At 70.1% G+C, this 14,790-nt stretch carries 17 protein-coding genes and 2 pseudogenes; 6 read left to right on the forward strand and 13 right to left on the reverse strand.

Annotated features, from left to right (window positions below; genetic code table 11):
- Positions 1 to 131: 131 nt before the first annotated feature.
- Both ACWCXH_RS38585 and ACWCXH_RS38590 read left to right on the forward strand, forming a co-directional pair.
- A complete protein-coding gene (locus ACWCXH_RS38585) occupies positions 132 to 371 on the forward strand; it encodes a hypothetical protein (protein WP_449806187.1) in 240 nt (79 codons plus the stop codon).
- A gap of 339 nt (positions 372 to 710) precedes the next feature.
- Positions 711 to 959, forward strand: coding sequence for a hypothetical protein (locus ACWCXH_RS38590; RefSeq protein WP_449806188.1), 249 nt, complete (start codon positions 711 to 713; stop codon positions 957 to 959).
- Here ACWCXH_RS38590 and ACWCXH_RS38595 read toward each other — a convergent pair.
- Positions 924 to 1,367 carry a MarR family winged helix-turn-helix transcriptional regulator gene (locus ACWCXH_RS38595; RefSeq protein WP_449806189.1) on the reverse strand — a complete coding sequence of 148 codons (444 nt, stop codon included), beginning with the start codon at positions 1,365 to 1,367 and terminating at the stop codon, positions 924 to 926. The genes ACWCXH_RS38590 and ACWCXH_RS38595 overlap by 36 nt on opposite strands.
- Before the next feature lie 114 nt (positions 1,368 to 1,481).
- Here ACWCXH_RS38595 and ACWCXH_RS38600 point away from each other — a divergent pair, with 114 nt between their 5' ends.
- Positions 1,482 to 2,273 carry an alpha/beta fold hydrolase gene (locus tag ACWCXH_RS38600; protein WP_449806190.1) on the forward strand — a complete coding sequence of 264 codons (792 nt, stop codon included), beginning with the start codon at positions 1,482 to 1,484 and terminating at the stop codon, positions 2,271 to 2,273.
- Between the two features lie 455 nt (positions 2,274 to 2,728).
- Here ACWCXH_RS38600 and ACWCXH_RS38605 read toward each other — a convergent pair whose 3' ends face one another.
- Positions 2,729 to 3,004 (reverse strand): isoamylase early set domain-containing protein, encoded by a 276-nt coding sequence (locus tag ACWCXH_RS38605; RefSeq protein ID WP_449806191.1) that lies wholly within the window; start codon positions 3,002 to 3,004, stop codon positions 2,729 to 2,731.
- Positions 3,005 to 3,348: 344 nt separating this feature from the next.
- On the opposite strand from ACWCXH_RS38605, the gene ACWCXH_RS38610 reads away from it, so the two are divergent.
- Together ACWCXH_RS38610 and ACWCXH_RS38615 are read left to right on the forward strand one after the other, a co-directional pair.
- Positions 3,349 to 3,672: a plasmid stabilization protein gene (locus ACWCXH_RS38610; RefSeq protein ID WP_449806192.1), complete on the forward strand. Its 324-nt coding sequence runs from the start codon at positions 3,349 to 3,351 to the stop codon at positions 3,670 to 3,672.
- A gap of 11 nt (positions 3,673 to 3,683) precedes the next feature.
- Complete coding sequence (locus tag ACWCXH_RS38615; RefSeq protein ID WP_449806193.1) at positions 3,684 to 3,920, forward strand: hypothetical protein; 237 nt, start codon at positions 3,684 to 3,686, stop codon at positions 3,918 to 3,920.
- A gap of 94 nt (positions 3,921 to 4,014) precedes the next feature.
- On the opposite strand, the gene ACWCXH_RS38620 is transcribed toward ACWCXH_RS38615, so the two are convergent.
- The 6 genes and pseudogenes from ACWCXH_RS38620 to ACWCXH_RS38645 form a co-directional block, all read right to left on the reverse strand.
- Positions 4,015 to 4,383, reverse strand: coding sequence for a low affinity iron permease family protein (locus ACWCXH_RS38620; RefSeq protein WP_449806194.1), 369 nt, complete (start codon positions 4,381 to 4,383; stop codon positions 4,015 to 4,017).
- 513 nt (positions 4,384 to 4,896) lie between these two features.
- Positions 4,897 to 5,313 carry a hypothetical protein gene (locus ACWCXH_RS38625; protein ID WP_449806195.1) on the reverse strand — a complete coding sequence of 139 codons (417 nt, stop codon included), beginning with the start codon at positions 5,311 to 5,313 and terminating at the stop codon, positions 4,897 to 4,899.
- Between the two features lie 395 nt (positions 5,314 to 5,708).
- Complete coding sequence (locus tag ACWCXH_RS38630; protein WP_449806196.1) at positions 5,709 to 5,984, reverse strand: aromatic-ring hydroxylase C-terminal domain-containing protein; 276 nt, start codon at positions 5,982 to 5,984, stop codon at positions 5,709 to 5,711.
- A 299-nt stretch (positions 5,985 to 6,283) separates the two neighbouring features.
- Positions 6,284 to 6,844 carry a hypothetical protein gene (locus tag ACWCXH_RS38635; protein WP_449806197.1) on the reverse strand — a complete coding sequence of 187 codons (561 nt, stop codon included), beginning with the start codon at positions 6,842 to 6,844 and terminating at the stop codon, positions 6,284 to 6,286.
- Positions 6,845 to 7,049: 205 nt separating this feature from the next.
- Positions 7,050 to 7,316, reverse strand: a pseudogene (locus tag ACWCXH_RS38640) (reverse transcriptase N-terminal domain-containing protein); the annotation flags it as partial.
- A gap of 477 nt (positions 7,317 to 7,793) precedes the next feature.
- Positions 7,794 to 8,495: a carbon-nitrogen hydrolase family protein gene (locus ACWCXH_RS38645; protein WP_449806198.1), complete on the reverse strand. Its 702-nt coding sequence runs from the start codon at positions 8,493 to 8,495 to the stop codon at positions 7,794 to 7,796.
- An 84-nt stretch (positions 8,496 to 8,579) separates the two neighbouring features.
- Between ACWCXH_RS38645 and ACWCXH_RS38650 the strand changes: the two genes are divergently transcribed.
- Positions 8,580 to 8,789: a hypothetical protein gene (locus tag ACWCXH_RS38650; RefSeq protein WP_449806199.1), complete on the forward strand. Its 210-nt coding sequence runs from the start codon at positions 8,580 to 8,582 to the stop codon at positions 8,787 to 8,789.
- 176 nt (positions 8,790 to 8,965) lie between these two features.
- On the opposite strand, the gene ACWCXH_RS38655 is transcribed toward ACWCXH_RS38650, so the two are convergent.
- From ACWCXH_RS38655 to ACWCXH_RS38675, 5 genes and pseudogenes are all read right to left on the reverse strand, one after another.
- Entirely contained in the window at positions 8,966 to 9,244 is a 279-nt protein-coding gene (locus ACWCXH_RS38655) for a transposase (protein ID WP_449806200.1), read from the reverse strand.
- A 90-nt stretch (positions 9,245 to 9,334) separates the two neighbouring features.
- On the reverse strand, positions 9,335 to 13,426 hold the full coding sequence (locus ACWCXH_RS38660; protein ID WP_449806201.1) for an nSTAND1 domain-containing NTPase: 4,092 nt from the start codon (positions 13,424 to 13,426) through the stop codon (positions 9,335 to 9,337).
- A gap of 49 nt (positions 13,427 to 13,475) precedes the next feature.
- Positions 13,476 to 13,652 carry a CU044_2847 family protein gene (locus ACWCXH_RS38665; protein WP_449806202.1) on the reverse strand — a complete coding sequence of 59 codons (177 nt, stop codon included), beginning with the start codon at positions 13,650 to 13,652 and terminating at the stop codon, positions 13,476 to 13,478.
- A gap of 384 nt (positions 13,653 to 14,036) precedes the next feature.
- Positions 14,037 to 14,342 carry a hypothetical protein gene (locus ACWCXH_RS38670; protein WP_449806203.1) on the reverse strand — a complete coding sequence of 102 codons (306 nt, stop codon included), beginning with the start codon at positions 14,340 to 14,342 and terminating at the stop codon, positions 14,037 to 14,039.
- Between the two features lie 125 nt (positions 14,343 to 14,467).
- Positions 14,468 to 14,790: pseudogene (locus ACWCXH_RS38675) on the reverse strand (transposase); the annotation flags it as partial.

Consider the following 14,790-nt stretch of genomic DNA (forward strand, 5'->3'; position numbering starts at 1 on the left):
TCAGCCACGCGATCATTCTGACCGCCCGGAGCCGCCAGCCGCAGCAACCGGGCGCCTCGTCACAAGAGGGCGAACATTGTCTGATGCGGCACTAGTTCGGATAAGCCTGTGTTCGATGCCCGGTCCTGATCGTGGGGCCAGGCGAACGACCTCGCCTCAAAGAGATCCGCGAGAACCTCCACGCCAGGATCGCCGAAGCCGAACGCGAAGGATGGCTGGGTGACGTCGAGCAACTGACCGTCAGTCTCGCCGCCACGGATGACAAGATCAGCCAGATTGACGTCAACGAGAAGCGGAAGACATCCCCGGTCTTCCTTGGCATCCCTGCCATCAGTCAACTCACCGTACGCCAGGCTGAGGACCGAGGCTGACGAGCTGCCCTGGCCCGTTCAGCCTCGGCTGGCCGACGTCCTGACGCCAGCCCTCTCGTAGTTCAGAGAAGGCACGTGAGGCATAAGGCCGGTTTCCGTACGTGCCTCACAGTTATCCGGGGGTTCGTCAGGCACGTTAGGCACATGCGCGACGAGCTGGCCCCAGCCTGGCGAACCACTTGCGGTGTGATGATCGCCCGGAAGGTGTTTCGACCGAAACACCTTGGTGTGACTGAGCAGCCGAGTCGGCCTGTGAGCACGTGGGCCGTCTGAGCGCTGCAGTTGGCCCGTACCTACCATGCTGAGCCACGTTCGAGTGAATCCGTCAGCGATGACGCCTTGTCGGTCGTCCCGACCGATCCGCACTGGCAGCCCGGCCAGGCTGCGGCTGACCGTGCCGCCGCGATCATGGCGGACCTGACGTCCGATGATGACGATGTCGGCATCGACGTCACCTGGCACGACACGCTCGCCGTCGTCGGCTGCGGGGCGAACCTGGTCGGCCGCCCCGGCGCCCGCACGCCCATCGCCAGCGGGGGCCGGCTCGCAGTGTCAGTCCTGCTCTGGTGCGAGCACCAGTTGACTTGATGCGCGGGCCAGCAGGTCGATCAGCAGGGCGCGTTCTTCGGGGCTGAAGCCGTCGGCGATCCGTCGTTCGATGGCGACGGCCCTCGCGTCAGCCTGCGCGAGCAGTCGGCGTCCGTCGTGGGTGAGGTGTACCTCGGCCACCTTGCGATGCCAGGGGTGCGGCTGGCGGGTGATCAGGCCCTTCGCCTCCAGGTTGGCGAGCACGGTGGCGATGGTCTGCGGGGTGACCAGGCAGGCGCGGGCGAGCGCGGCGGCAGAGAGCCCCGGCTGGTCGTCGAGCGTGTACAGCGCGGCGTACTGCGGAACCGTGAGCCCGAGCGGCCGGAGCGCCGCGTGCTTGGCCGCCATCAGCTCCTGCTCCACCCGCTTGATGTGCAGCCCGAGGCGTTCCGTGATCGGCATCTCCATGAGGGTGAGAGTACGCCCCAAGCTCGAACTCTGGCTAATGGCAGGGCTCTGATACATGACAGAACTCTGTTATCTTTGGATGCCACTCAGCCACCCACCCAATGGAGGTACCCCTTGGCCAGCCGTGAACCGCTTGATCACGTCGTCGTCGGGTCCGGCCCGGGCCTGGTCCTGATCCACGGCACCGGCGCTGACGCGACCTCGAACTGGGGAGCTCTTTTCGAGGCGATGCGTGACCGGTACACCGTCGTCGCCCCGAACCTGCCCGGCGCCGGCGCCACCCCCGTCGACCCCGCACCGATCGACCTGGACTCACTCGCCGACCGGGTCGCTGCCACCGCCCAGGCCGCCGGACTGGAACGGTTCCACCTGGTCGGTCACTCGCTGGGCGCCGTCGTCGCCACGGCCGTGGCCGCCCGCCACCCTGCTGCCGTGACCTCGCTCGTCCTGCACGCCGGATGGGTCAGGACGACCCCGCGCGAGGCGTTCATGTTCGACCTGTGGATGCGCCTGCTGCGTACCGACCCGGCCCTACTGGCCCGCCAGTTGGTCCTCACCGCGATGGGGCCCGGTCTCCTCGGCGCCCTCGACGAAGCGCAGTTCGCCGAACTGGCCGCGGGTTTCACGGCTATGCTCGACGAGTGCATCCTCGGGCAGATAGAACTCGACACCCGAATCGACCTGCGTGACGCGGTGGGCCGGATCACCGCGCCCACATTCGTGCTGGCGAGCGCCGACGATCAGATCATCCCGCCCCACCACCAACGCGAACTGGCCGCCGCCATCCACCAGGCCGACTACCTCCAGGTCCCCGGCGGCCACGGCCTGCCGTTCGAGGACCCGGCGCGGTTCTTCTCGATCATCACCGAGTACGTGGACAAGCGCCAGGCACAGGGCCGGGCCTGAGGCAACGCGTCGAGGCGTTCCGCCAGTCCCACCGGAACGACCGATGATTCCTGCCCACCGGGCGGGCGGCGCGCTCGGGGAAGGGGGCCGAAGGGGCGTGTCGGCGGTCGAGGGCACATGCCTCAGCGCCCGCAGCCCCGCCTGCTCGGCGCGGCGCTCCAGGCACTCACAGGCCAACTCGGCCGCTCGGTCACAACGGCCCGCAATAGCTCCGAAGTACGCCGTGGTCGGCACTTCGGGAGTTGAGCGCCCGAGTTGGCCGTTCAAGCCGGATCGAGCGCTCAGCCGCATGCCTCACGTGCCTAATGGTCGGAGATGCATCCTGACCTGCGACGAAGGGCAAGCAGCCCTAGATAACCGTCGGTGACGTCCCAGCCGAACATGCGGGCCGTCTCGCGCAGGTAGAAGGCGTCGTGGCTGAGGGGAAGGTCGTTGGCGGCCATCGCTTGGCCCGTTCAGGTGTGCAGGTAGCCGTTGGTCCCGTCGTGGCCGTCCGCCTCCAAGTCGTCGAACCACAGACCGTCCTCGGCCAGGTAGCGGAAGTGGATGCGGCTCTCGACAGGGAGCGTGACACTCACCGAGCGCATGCCGTCTTTGCGGGGAGCCAAGGGGTGGGCGCCGGGGGTCCAGTCGTTGAAGTCCCCGACGACACTCACCTGCCCGTGCGGGTGGTCGGCCGGCAGCAGGAAGGTTACTTCGGTGGCGTTCTTGCGTCGGGTGCGCTCCAACACGGGCGAACAGCTCCTTCTCGGGCGAATCGAGTGGCGTGCGTCCTGATCCTGCTGCCCCGGCCGGCCGACATCCGGCAGCCGCACGACATCGACGGCCGTTTGTTCGCCCGTTCAGCCCCCGGGCGCAGCCTCTGCGCACAGTCCATGCCGGCCGGAGACCTGCGCCTCACTCGTGGTGCCGCCGTGACGCGAGGCCCGGCTTCGGGCGTTCCGGGACACCCGCCGAGTCGGGTCTACGCGACGGGGACGGCGAGAGCCGGCCGGCTCCCTGCCCAGGCGCGCGAGGGCGTGGAGAACTACGTTCTGGGTAGACGCCACAGCGCATCACCCCAGGAGGAAGCGTCATGCCTGCCGGTTCGAGCAAGAAGCGTGAACGTCAGTACGAGCACATCAAGGAGAGCGCCCTGGACCGCGGCGAGAGCGAGAAGCGGGCCAAGGAGATCGCGGCCCGGACCGTGAACAAGGAACGGGCCCGGCACGGCGAGTCGAAGACGGCCAGCCGTTCCTCGACCCACGACATGTCCTCCTCGCGGCGTGGCGGACAGCGTTCGCACTCCGGCTCCGAAGGCCCCACCAAGGAGCAGCTGTACACCGAGGCCAAGCAGCGCAACATCCACGGGCGTTCGAAGATGAACAAGAAGCAGCTCGCCAACGCCCTTGGCCACTGAGGATTGCGCGGATGGGTGCTCCGCAGACGCGGGCCGGGCGCGGGACGCACGTGATCGTCCAGCCGGTGAGCGACGACGGTTCGGGCGAGGCGACCCGGCGCGTGGACGTGGACGGGATGCCGGTGGGCAACGCCTACAGCGCGGCCGATGTCACCGAGTTCATGCGGCGCGCCGGTCTGGACGCGGCGCTGATCGAGGATCCCGGAGTCGTCGAATGGCGGGGCGGCGGCCCCGATGTGTGGGAATGAGCGACGGGCCGCCGCTCGAGGACATACCCCGTGGTCGGGGAGTGGTTCCGTTCGGCATCCGAGCGAGACCGCCGAAAACGCCCCAGCGTGTGGTTCAGGTTTCGTCCTCGAGCCGGATCGCTTCCTCCAGGGACTCGACCGCTTTATCGGTGTGTCCGCTGCGTTGCTCCAGCAGCGCTGCGGCGATCGCGTCGAGCTTGCGCTGGATGGCGTGTTCGGCACGGCGTTCGGCGTTCTTCAGCAGCGCGAGCAGCAGCAGGGTGACGGCGGTCATCAGGTCGCCGATCAGTAACTGGCGGCTCAGGGAAAGGCCGGCTGCGTGGACGGCGACGAAGGCGGCCACCAGGAGCAGACACAGCAGGAAGAACACGGGCGAGCTGGTGAAGTTCGAGGCACGCTCGGCCATGCGCTCGAAATGGCCATGACTACCGTCGGCGCGTTCGGCGGGATGCCGGAAGGACATGGGTCCTGCATAGTCCCCGGCGTCTCGGGCCGACGGTTGCCACGCCGGTGACCGGCTCCCCAGTAGGGCTGGGTACCCGGTAGGACACGCTCTGCCCGTTACCGAGAGCTCCGCCCGAGTGCGCCGTGTGGCCCGCACAGGCGCTGCACGTCGCTACCACCCCTGCCCTCCGCCCGGGCGACCGCGGCCCCAGGCACGGTCGGTGTGCTGGCTGGCCCTGCCCTGGACCGTGCTGCGCCGCGGCGGACCTACGCCTCGCCGCCGAGGAGAACCCGGCCACCGCCGAGATGCTCACCGCCGTCCCGGCCAGCGCCGCCCGCATCGAAGACCTGGTGCAGCGCGGGCCAGCCGCGCCGGTCTGGCATTCGCTCGGCGGCCGGGGCGGGCGGACGTACGGATGGGGTGAGTTGTAGGCGCCGGGGCTGGAGGGGCGCGGTGGTCTACCGTCCGGTGCGGAAGCAAAGCCAGCGAGGCGGCCGCCCTGGCGCGAGCGGTCGGCGCTCTGCCGGAGTGTCAGCCGGCGGTGATGCGGGCGAGGGTGGCCTGGAGACGGCGGACGGTGTCCTCGGCTTCGGTGTACTGCTCCAGGGCCGGAGGGACGGTGCCGAAGGCGTGGTCGTCTGTGGCGGGCAGAGCGCGCCAGCGCAGGACGGGTTCGAGCGCGGCGATGGCGCCGGAGAGGAACCAGGCCAGGCGGCCGTGGGTGCTGGCAAGGGCGATGGCGAGGACGGCGAGGACTTCCCGCAGGTGTTCCAGCCGGTCCTTGGCCGGCAGGACCTCCTGGGCGTCCGGCGGGCCGACGGCCTCGCGCAGCCCGGCCTCGACCTGGACCGCGAGGCCGCGGTCGCCCGGGGTCAGTTCCCATACGTGGTCGCGGATCTGTTGCTCGGCTTCCTCGGCCAGGCGCGCGACCGTCGTCTGCATGTCCATGGGGCTCACCGTAGTGACCGTGTCCAGCAGGCCAGGCCGACGCGGGCCGCGTCCGGCGACCCTACCCGGCCCTCCCGACCTGGCCCTCCTCCGTTTGCCGGACCGGCTGCGGCATGCGCGCGGGACGTCAGCGCCACTGGTAGGACGCGCCGCTCATCGCCGGGAGCAGCACCGGGTTCGCCCGCAGCGGTGTCGGGCCGGACGGCCTGGTCAGAGTCGCACCCGCCCTGCCGATCGGCGACACCCCGGCAGGCGGCCCCGGCTCCGCAATCGCGCCGTGAGCATCAGCACGACAACAGCGCCTTCGTCGGTCGACGCCCAGCCAGGTACGGCGGTTCGGTCCGCCAGGGCGCTGTCGGAACCGGCGGGATCCGCTTCGGAGACCGAGGGCCCGTTCACGCCGCCCGGCGGTCCACCGCGCCCAGCCATTGCGTCAGGGCCTTGCGCACCTCGTCCGGGTCGGGGTCCTCGGCCGCCCACGCGGCATAGCCGTCGGGCCGAACCAGGAGGGTCGGGCGCAGGCTGGTCGCTGGGGAGGCCGTCACCACCCAACCCGCCCACGGCGCGGCAACCGCGGCGACATCGCGGCCCACCAGCACGAACCTGCCCTCCCGCAGCACCTCGTAGAGCCGAGCCGGCTCCCCTGCCAGACCACCGGTGTCCTGTGACACCGATCTTTGACTGCGTGCCATCGAACCTTGACGGACGCGAGTTCGTGTCATCGAAGGTTGATTCCCTCGGCGCCACGCGAGTGACCCGCCACTTGGTGACTAGCAGTCACGATTGATCGCGGTTGGTTTCGGTCGGGCTGTGACGGTCCCGTGCACGCCTTTGTGATCCCCCAGGACCGCGACAGCGAATAGGAGCGGCACGATGCCTGCCTCGGATGGGTCCTGGGGCGGGCCCCGTCGCATCGGGCCCCGGCGACTGTGCGTGCAACTGCTCCCCGCGCACGCGGGGAGGACATTGGTCAGAGCATGGGCGGCCAGTGCATGGTGTTGAGGTTCCGCGTCAGGAGGCGTTCCTGTGCGTCGATGTCGTCGAGGATGGCCCGTCCGGCGGCGACCAGGGCGGGGAAGGCGGGCTCGTCGGAGTGCAGATGGGGAGTCACTTCGCTGACGGGGACGCGCTGGAAGGCGAGCAGCGCCGCGCCTTGGAAGGCGGCGATGAGGTGCGTGTCCCGACTGTAGGCGAGGATCCGTCCGTCCGGGCAGTTGGAGAGCCAGAACGTGCGGCCGCTGCTGTGGACGGAGACGCCGTGGGGGCGGTCGCCGTCGACGACCTGGTCGACGAGTTCGAGGGGGCGTTCGGCGGCGAGCTCCGCGAGGGTGCGGGGGTGTTCGAGGCCGTCGTCGATGAGGGTGCGGAGGGTGTCGGCACGGGACTTGCGGGCGGCTTCGGCCCGGTCGTCGAGACGCCGGAGAGTGTCGCGCGGGAGGCGAACATCGATCTTGGGGCCGACTTCGGGGCGTCCGCCGGGATTGCTCGGCGGGGTGGGGCCCATGGTGTCCCTCGGGATAGGTTTCCGCATGCGTCAACCATACGAGGGTTGTCGCATGCGTCAACCCCCTTGGGTCTTGGGAGAGGGATAAGCGCGAAACGCACGAGCGTGGGCGGGGACGACCTCGCGGCCCTCGGCGACGTGAACATGTAGCCGAGCTCGGGTTCCCCGCCTTCCGGACGGATGTGACCCTTGCGCTCCGAGTCGCGCCGATCGAGCGTGATCATGCCGATCGTTGGTTCCTTCTCCGAGGCAGCAGCGCGGTCCTGCCGTCGATGCCCGCCGTTTGACGACCGGCGTTGCGTTCCGCGACCCGCTGGACGCTCGTCAGAGCATTCGAGCGGGAGCGGAGCATCAACTTCTGCAGGTTGCGGACCCTCTTGAGGTCCCCCGCCTGCGATGCCGTGAAGATTCGCTGCCGAAGACGCCGTACGTCCTCCTCGGCCTGCCGCCAGTCGATCGACAGCCAGTCCAAGGCGTCGTCCTTGGGTCCGTTCGCCAGAAGGCGTCCAACTTATCCCTCGGTTCCGGTGCCACCGCTCATCGAGTCCGCACAGACTCACCCGACCCACGTGGGCACCCTTTCGAGTCGGGACACATGGCCCCGTATCCGGCCAGTTGGCCGGAAACCACTGCAGGGGGTGCAGTACTCGGGGCTTCCGGGTTCCTGGTGCCTTTCGGCGTGCCGGCGTTCGCTTCTTGGGTCATCCTGCTCCCGCTGGGGATCTGGACCTTCCTTGCGGTCGGCCTACCGGCAAGCGGTGACCGCCCGCCGGGACCCCATCGGGGTTGTCACGTTGCCCGCGCATGAGATGCGACCGGGTTGGGCGCCCTCTAAACCCCGGGGACGGCGGTGCTCGCACGACCGACACAGGCTCTCCGGCGACACCGTCATCACCGTCCGCAGCCTGATCCGGCGAGCTTGGACCACCCACCGCTGGGACAACCGCCCCCGATATCGGCGATGAACATCCCCCAATCAGGGCGAACCCTTGGTGAAAACGGCCCGCACGACGTCGTCTGGGGCAGCGCTCGCTTCGGCCATCAGCTCTCCGCCGGCCGACCAGATTCCCGAACGGCCGGACGTGCGGTCGAATCCGCCGCCGGTCGGGCCCGCGAAAGCCGCTGTGGCAACCCACACATCATGGTCCGCGGCGACTCGCAGGGCGCGCTCGCCATGAACGTCGGCCTCGTCGTCGGCATGGACAACCCCCGCTACGTAGCCATCGATACCCAACGCCGCCGTCTTCGCGGCATGCTCGGGTATGCCGGTGTCACGGCAGATGGCGAGCCCCAGTCGCCACCCGTCCACTTCGATCACGGCCGGTTCCCCCGGCACGAAGCGGGTGGCCTCGCTGTCATGAAGGCAGACCTTCCCATAGGCCACTCGCGCGCCCTCTCCGTCCACAGCCAGGACGCCGATACGCGGGCCCGGCACGGGCGCACCGACCAGGGCGAGTGTCCCAGTCTCGGCGCACGCGGTGACGATCGGAGCCAGCCGTTCATCGTCCGGGGAGACCGGCGCGGCGTCCAGTTCGTATCCCGTCAGCGACATCTCGGGGAAGACCACCACCCGCGCGCCCGCCGCCCGAACTGCCTCCGCGTGGGCCATCGCGTTGGCCGTCACGTCGTATGCCACACACCGCGGTTGCGCCACCGCGATGCTCAGCTGCCGCTCCATCCTGACACCTCTCGTTGAACAAGATCACCAAAGCCAGCGGCCGCAGAGCCGAGTCGCTGCTGAAGCTGCGGGCACCGGACAACCATGACGGTCTACGCCCTCATTCTGTCTGGACGATCCGCCGCCACAACAGCCGCCCGCACCCGACTCGGCACACCTATCCGCGCCTTCTCTTTATCCGTCTTCTCTACGCAAGGGCGCTACGGCCTGAAGCGTTACCGAGGCTTCGCACAACCCGACGAGCCTTCCTACCGCGTCGTCGATCTCGCGGGCGCACCGGGCCAGCGCCGCTGAGGGCCTCCCCTGGGGGTCCGCGACGTCGTCCTCCTCCGGCGGGACCGGGACCGCGTGCCCCCGACGGGCGGCGGCGGCGACCACGGCGGCGAAATCCCTGCCGCCCTCCGGCTGCCGCCCGTCCCCGTCGGCTTCCCCGCCGGCGAGCCGCACGAACTAGATGAACAGGACCCGGATCATCCCTCGCCGTCGCCCCCACCGGTCCCGGCGGGCACGGCCGCCTGAACCGACGGCCGGGGGGCGGGCGGTTCCTCGCGCTCGTCGCTGGTCAGGCCGTCGCGTTCGCCGGCATCGACCTGGGCCTGCTTCACCCAGTCGGGCGCCGCGGTCTCGGTCAGGTCGAAGTCTTTGGCGACCTGACCGACCGAGCGGTCGCCGCGTCGGCACAGCTCGACGATCTCGGCCGTGAAGTCCGGCGTGAACGAGCGGCGAGGGCGTGGCTTCCTCTTCCCCATGCTCTCCATGATGGACATCATCCTCACCGGGGCCGAAGCCCCTGATCAGGGGTGTCCGTCAAAGCGAATCAAGCCCATGAACCCCCGGGTTCAGCCGGGCGGACATACCGGACCGGCTGACTGGCCCGGCAGGTACGCCGCCCGCTCCTCCTGGGTCAGACCCCGGCCGACGGCCCGGCAGATTCGCTCGACCGCTGCCGCGGGTCGGGGGAGGACGATGGTCCGCAGCCGTGCGGTGTCGTCGTAACTACCGGTGGCGATGGTTCTTCCGTCGGGGCTGAACGCCACCGACAACACCATGTCGGTGTGGCCGGTCAGGGTGGCGCGGGCTGTGCCGGTGGCCACGTCCCACAGCTTCACGGTGTGGTCGCGGCTGGCGGTGGCGAGGGTCTTCCCGTCGGGGCTGAACGCCGCCGAGAACACCGTGTTGGTGTGGCCGGTCAGGGTGGTGAGGCTCCTGCCGGTGGCCACGTCCCACAGCCGTGCGGTGTTGTCGCCGCCGGCGGTGGCGAGGGCTTTCCCGTCCGGGCTGAACGCCACCGACCAGACCGCGCTGGTGTGGCCGGTCAGCGTCCTGAGGCTCCTGCCGGTGGCCACGTCCCACAGTCGAACGGTCCTGTCCGCGCCGGCGGTTGCCAGGGTGTGACCGTCAGGACCGAACGCCACCGAGAACACCGTGTTGGTGTGGCCGGTCAGGGTTGAGCGGGCAGTGCCGGTGGCCACATCCCACAGCTTCACGGTGTGGTCGCGGCTGGCGGTGGCGAGGGTCTTCCCGTCCGGGCTGAACGCCACCGACATCACCATGTCGGTGTGGCCGGTCAGGGTGGTGAGGCTCCTGCCGGTGGCCACGTCCCACAGTTTCGCGGTCCGGTCACCGCTGCCGGTCGCGAGGGTGCGCCCGTCGGGGGTGAACACCACCGACCACACCTCTCCGGTGTGGCCGGTCAGGGTGGTGAGGCTCCTGCCGGTGGCCGGATCCCACAGTTTCGCGGTCCGGTCGGTACTGCCGGTGGCGAGGGTGTGGCCGTCGGGGCTGAACACCACCGACCAGACCGGTTCCGTGTGGCCCGTCAGCATCGAGCGGGTACCCGCATCCCACAGCCGCGCGGTCTTGTCGCCGCTGCCGGACGCGAGGGTTTTCCCGTCGGGGCTGAACGCCACCGAGTACACCTCTCCGGTGTGGCCGGTCAGAGGCGTGCGGGTGGCGCCGGTGGCCACGTCCCACAGCAGGACGGTGTTGTCGGCACTGCCGGTTGCCAGGGTGCGGCCGTCGGGAGTGAACGCCGCCGAGACCACCGCGTCACTGTGGCCGGTCAGGGTCAAGCGGGTTGTACCGGTGGCCACGTCCCACAGCCGTGCCGTGTAGTCGCGGCTGCCGGACGCGAGGGTTTTCCCGTCGGGGCTGAACGCCACCGCGTAGACCTCGTTGGCGTGGCCGGTGAGGGTGGCTCGGACAGCGCCGGTGGCCACGTCCCATAGCCGAACGGTCCTGTCCGCGCCGGCGGTTGCGAGGGTGTGGCCGTCCGGGCTGAACGCCACCGAATAGACGTCCCCGGTGTGGCCGGTGAGGGTGGTGCGGTTCGCGCCGGTGGCCGCGTCCCATAGCCGAACGGTCATGTCGGCGCCGGCGGTTGCGAGGGTGTGGCCGTCGGGGCTGAACGCCACGGACAACACGGTGTCGGTGTGGCCGGTGAGGGTGGTGCGAACGGTGCCGGTGGCCGCGTCCCACAGGCGAACGGTCCTGTCACCGCTGCCGGTTGCCAGGGTTCGGCTGTCGGGGCTGAACGCCACGGACAACACGGTGTCGGTGTGGCCGGTGAGGGTGGTGCGAACAGTGCCGGTGGCTACGTCCCACAGCCGAACGGTCCTGTCACCGCTGCCGGTTGCCAGGGTTCGGCTGTCGGGGCTGAACGCCACCGAGTAGACCGAGTCGGTGTGACCGGACAGGCGTCGCTGCAGTGGGAGGGACGCGGCGTTGTCCAGGCTCTCGACGGATTCGGGAGTGTGGCCGGTGCGGTACGCCTGGACGGCCAGCAGCGAGGCGAGGTCGGGGTTGGTGCTGATGAGGGTGCCGGCCTGGAGGGCGAGCTGCCGGGAGAGGGCCGTCTGCCGTTCGGCGACGGCCGTCCGCTGCTGCCAGACGGCGTATCCCGCAGCGGCGAGTGCGAGGACGAGGACCCCGGCCAGGATCGTGTTGAGGCGTCTGCTGCGCCGGATGACGGCCTGCTGGCGCTGCCTGCTGGCGGTGAGGAAGGCGGCGATCCCGCTCGGTAGGCGGCGGTGCCGGGACCATTCGAGGCCTTCCGCGAGCGCCGTCCCGCCGAGCAGGTCACCGGGGTCCTTCTGCTCGGTCCAGCGGGCTCGCCGTTCCCGGGTGTGTTCGAGCCACTCCTGGAAGCGATGGTCCTGGTTGACCCACTCGCGTAGCGTGCCCCAGTCGCGGATGAGCGCGTCATGGATGAGCTCGGCAACCGGCTGTCCGGCCGGGGCGTCGGATCCTACGGGCGCGCGGGGCGTGTAGGTGGTGATGATCCGATAGTTGGTGAGGGCGGCGAGGACGGCGTCGATGGCTCGCTCGCTGCCGGGAACGGCGTCGGGGTCGGCTGCCATTTCGCGCAGCTCCCGCAGGGGGACCTGTGCGCGGATGGCCGGAATCTGGTGGCTCGGGTCGGCCGGGCGAACCAGGGAGGTCAGGATCCGCCGTGCGATGGACTGGTGGTCGGGGGCTAGCTGGTCGAGGGCGGTGTCGCACCAGGTGGTCAGGCTCCCGGTGACCGCGCCGATGCGCCGGTAGGCGTCATGGGTGAGGTAGCCGTCCTGGCGGTCTTGCCAGAGCTGGCTGAGGGTCAGCTCCAGCAGGGGCAGGACGGTGACGGGAGCCTGGCGGGTGGCGGTCCCCTCGAGGGTGGCGGCAAGGACGTCGGTGACGATCTGCTCGGGCAGTCCGGGCTGGAAGCGGGCGCCCACGTCCTGGGCGGGCAGGGTGATGATGTCGCGCAGGTCGTCCTGGCTCAGGCTGCCCGGCACGTTGAGGAGCCCAGGCATCGCGGCGTGCAGCAACTTCGGTGCTAGGGCGGCGAGTTGGTGGTAGAAATCATCGCGCATGATCAGGATCACCCGGAGCCGGGCGATCGAGTCGACCGCCGCGGCGAGCTGGTCCGCGATGGCCAGGCGGCGGTCCGGCCGTCGGCCGTCGGCGGGCTGGGCGAGGAACTCCTCGAACTGGTCGATGATGAGGATGATGCGCTGACAGTCGGGGGCGGCCGCGAGTCTGCGGGTGACGGCGGTGACGATCCCGTCGGTGGCGGCTCCGGGGAGCCCGGCGTGTTCGAGTTCGGCCGTCAGATCCTGCCTCGGTCTGGCGAGCACGGTTAACCACCGTTCGCTGCCCGGTAGTTCACCTGCGGCGAGGGCGGGTAGGACGCCGGCCTGGATCAGGGACGACTTGCCCGATCCTGAGGGTCCGAGCAGCAGCGTCAGCCGCCTGTGCCGGGCCAGGTTCGCCAGCACCCGCCGTACCGCGTCCCTGCGGCCCTCGAACCACCGGGCCTGCTCCGCGGTGAACGGTTCCAGTCCCCGGTAGGGGCACACGTCCCGCTCGGCCAGGTCGGGCCGGATCTCCCGCAGTGTCCGCGTCGGTGTGGCATAGGCGATGCCCTGCCCCCGCTCAAAGGCGTCGGGGGCGGTGATCTCGGTGACCATGCCAACGACCAGGCCGGTCACCTCGTCCAGGACCGGGCCGCCACTGAACCCGGTGGTCAGGTCGTTGGCACCGGTCAACTGCAGCAGCGCGCCCCTGCCCGCCCCGGGCGGCAGCAGATCACCGGCCACCCCGAAGCCGAAGTGCCCGCCCGGCGGGGCCTGTGCGGGGAACCCGAACGACCGCACCCGGTGGCCCCGGCAGCCCGCCGCAGCGCCCAACGGCAACGGCTCCATACCTGCAGTGGTCCCGTTCAGGCGCACGACAGCGACGTCGTCGCCTTCCGGGACACGCCAGGCCTCGTCCAGGACGCGGCCCTCCACCTGCGGCGCATCGTCCGCGTACGGAAAGACCAGCCGCACCCGCTCACCGGGCCCGCTTCCGGCGGCAGCCACCACGTGCGCGCACGTGACCAGGAGGCCCTCGGCCACCAGGAAGCCCGCCCCGACCACCTCACCGCCCGCTCCGAGGACCTGGGCCACGGCGGAAAGCAGTCCCGGCGTACGGCCACTGCCCGGCCCGTCATCGACGTTATCCATCGGCCAAGCCCGCACCCTGAGCGCCCGGGCTGCTGGGACGATTCCTGTTCCACATCACGGTCACCTTCGGGTGGTAGTTGGCACCGCTCTTGGTGATCACGACCCCGGCTTCGACCGCGAGGTCGATCCCGAACTCGACGGTGATCCCGCCAGGGCCGACCCTGCGCAGTTGGTCGGGTGTCGCGCGGGCCCCCCGGTGATCGGCTCCAAGGCCCCCTGCAGACTCACGGGCAGGTCATGAATGGCGTCGGTGACACGGCCGGCCTTCACCGGCCCCTCCGCCGCACCCGGCGCCTCGACCAGGACGAAGCCCCCGCCCTCCAAGGAATCCGAGCCAGAGGTGCCAAAGTCTCCTCCTTCACCTGTCCTGCTCGTAGCCGGCACCGACCAGCATGACGCCGACCGTGCGGGTACGACCTCTGCCGTCGCGGCCGGTAGCGGGACGGAGACACGCCGGGCGCTGTCTGCCTCGAATAGTCATCGAATCCAGTGCATGCCGTACCCAGAACTATCCATGCGAACTACGCCTCCTGAACCTCGCCCAGGCCGAAGCTCACCCGAGAGGCCGATAGCCACCGCGATCGACCAGCGGCTGTGTCTGGCGTTCACGGCCGCCGCCCCACCGGACGAGGCGACCCGCGCCGGGATCACGTTCAGCGGTCTCATCGGCAACCCTGCGCTCGGCCGCCCGCTGCACGAGGCCGGTGTCCAACTCCACGAGCGCCTGACCGATACCGCTCACGCCCTCGACCTCGACAACCGCACCCTGCCGATGGACCGCTCCTGGGAGGAGGAGCAGCACCTGGCGCGCCGGGCTGCTCGCCGCGGCCTGGTACCGGGTGGCCGCCCGCACCGACATCGGCTTCGCCTACACCCCGCTCCGTCCTCGCCATCCCGCAGGAGGCATGGCAGCAGATCACCTACCCCGCTGGAGGACGAGGCGGCATTCCGCGACACCGGGTGCGGCTGTACGAGCTGCCCTGCTCGTGCAGGAAGCCAGGCGGTGACCGGCGTGCCCGTGGCGGGCAGGACCACCGTGTCCCCCTGGACTGCCAGTAGCCAGCGGATGTCGCGGGCTGTGAGCCCGGTTCGGAACGCGACGTTGGTGCCGTAGTCGCCGTCGGCGATGACCAGAGGCGGGGTGTTCCCCCATTCGGCGAGTTCGTCGAGCAGGTCCAGGGCGATCTGCTGCTTGGTGCGGTGCGCGAGCCCGGGCGGGACCCCGACCTTCGCACACCGCACCGGATCCTCTGCCCACTTCTGTGGAAGGAACAGACGCCAGTGCAGCGGGGTCGACCCTCGCCCGG

It is taken from the genome of Kitasatospora sp. NPDC001660, assembly GCF_053596725.1.

Excerpts from the sequence above, each read along its gene's own strand:
- ACWCXH_RS38595 (WP_449806189.1), bottom strand. The coding sequence starts at position 1,367 with ATGGAGATGCCGATCACGGAACGCCTCGGGCTGCACATCAAGCGGGTG.
- ACWCXH_RS38610 (WP_449806192.1), top strand. The coding sequence starts at position 3,349 with ATGCCTGCCGGTTCGAGCAAGAAGCGTGAACGTCAGTACGAGCACATC.
- ACWCXH_RS38615 (WP_449806193.1), top strand. The coding sequence starts at position 3,684 with ATGGGTGCTCCGCAGACGCGGGCCGGGCGCGGGACGCACGTGATCGTC.
- ACWCXH_RS38620 (WP_449806194.1), bottom strand. The coding sequence starts at position 4,383 with ATGTCCTTCCGGCATCCCGCCGAACGCGCCGACGGTAGTCATGGCCAT.
- ACWCXH_RS38625 (WP_449806195.1), bottom strand. The coding sequence starts at position 5,313 with ATGGACATGCAGACGACGGTCGCGCGCCTGGCCGAGGAAGCCGAGCAA.
- ACWCXH_RS38635 (WP_449806197.1), bottom strand. The coding sequence starts at position 6,844 with ATGCGGAAACCTATCCCGAGGGACACCATGGGCCCCACCCCGCCGAGC.
- ACWCXH_RS38645 (WP_449806198.1), bottom strand. The coding sequence starts at position 8,495 with ATGGAGCGGCAGCTGAGCATCGCGGTGGCGCAACCGCGGTGTGTGGCA.
- ACWCXH_RS38650 (WP_449806199.1), top strand. The coding sequence starts at position 8,580 with ATGACGGTCTACGCCCTCATTCTGTCTGGACGATCCGCCGCCACAACA.
- ACWCXH_RS38655 (WP_449806200.1), bottom strand. The coding sequence starts at position 9,244 with ATGGGGAAGAGGAAGCCACGCCCTCGCCGCTCGTTCACGCCGGACTTC.
- ACWCXH_RS38670 (WP_449806203.1), bottom strand. The coding sequence starts at position 14,342 with ATGTCGGTGCGGGCGGCCACCCGGTACCAGGCCGCGGCGAGCAGCCCG.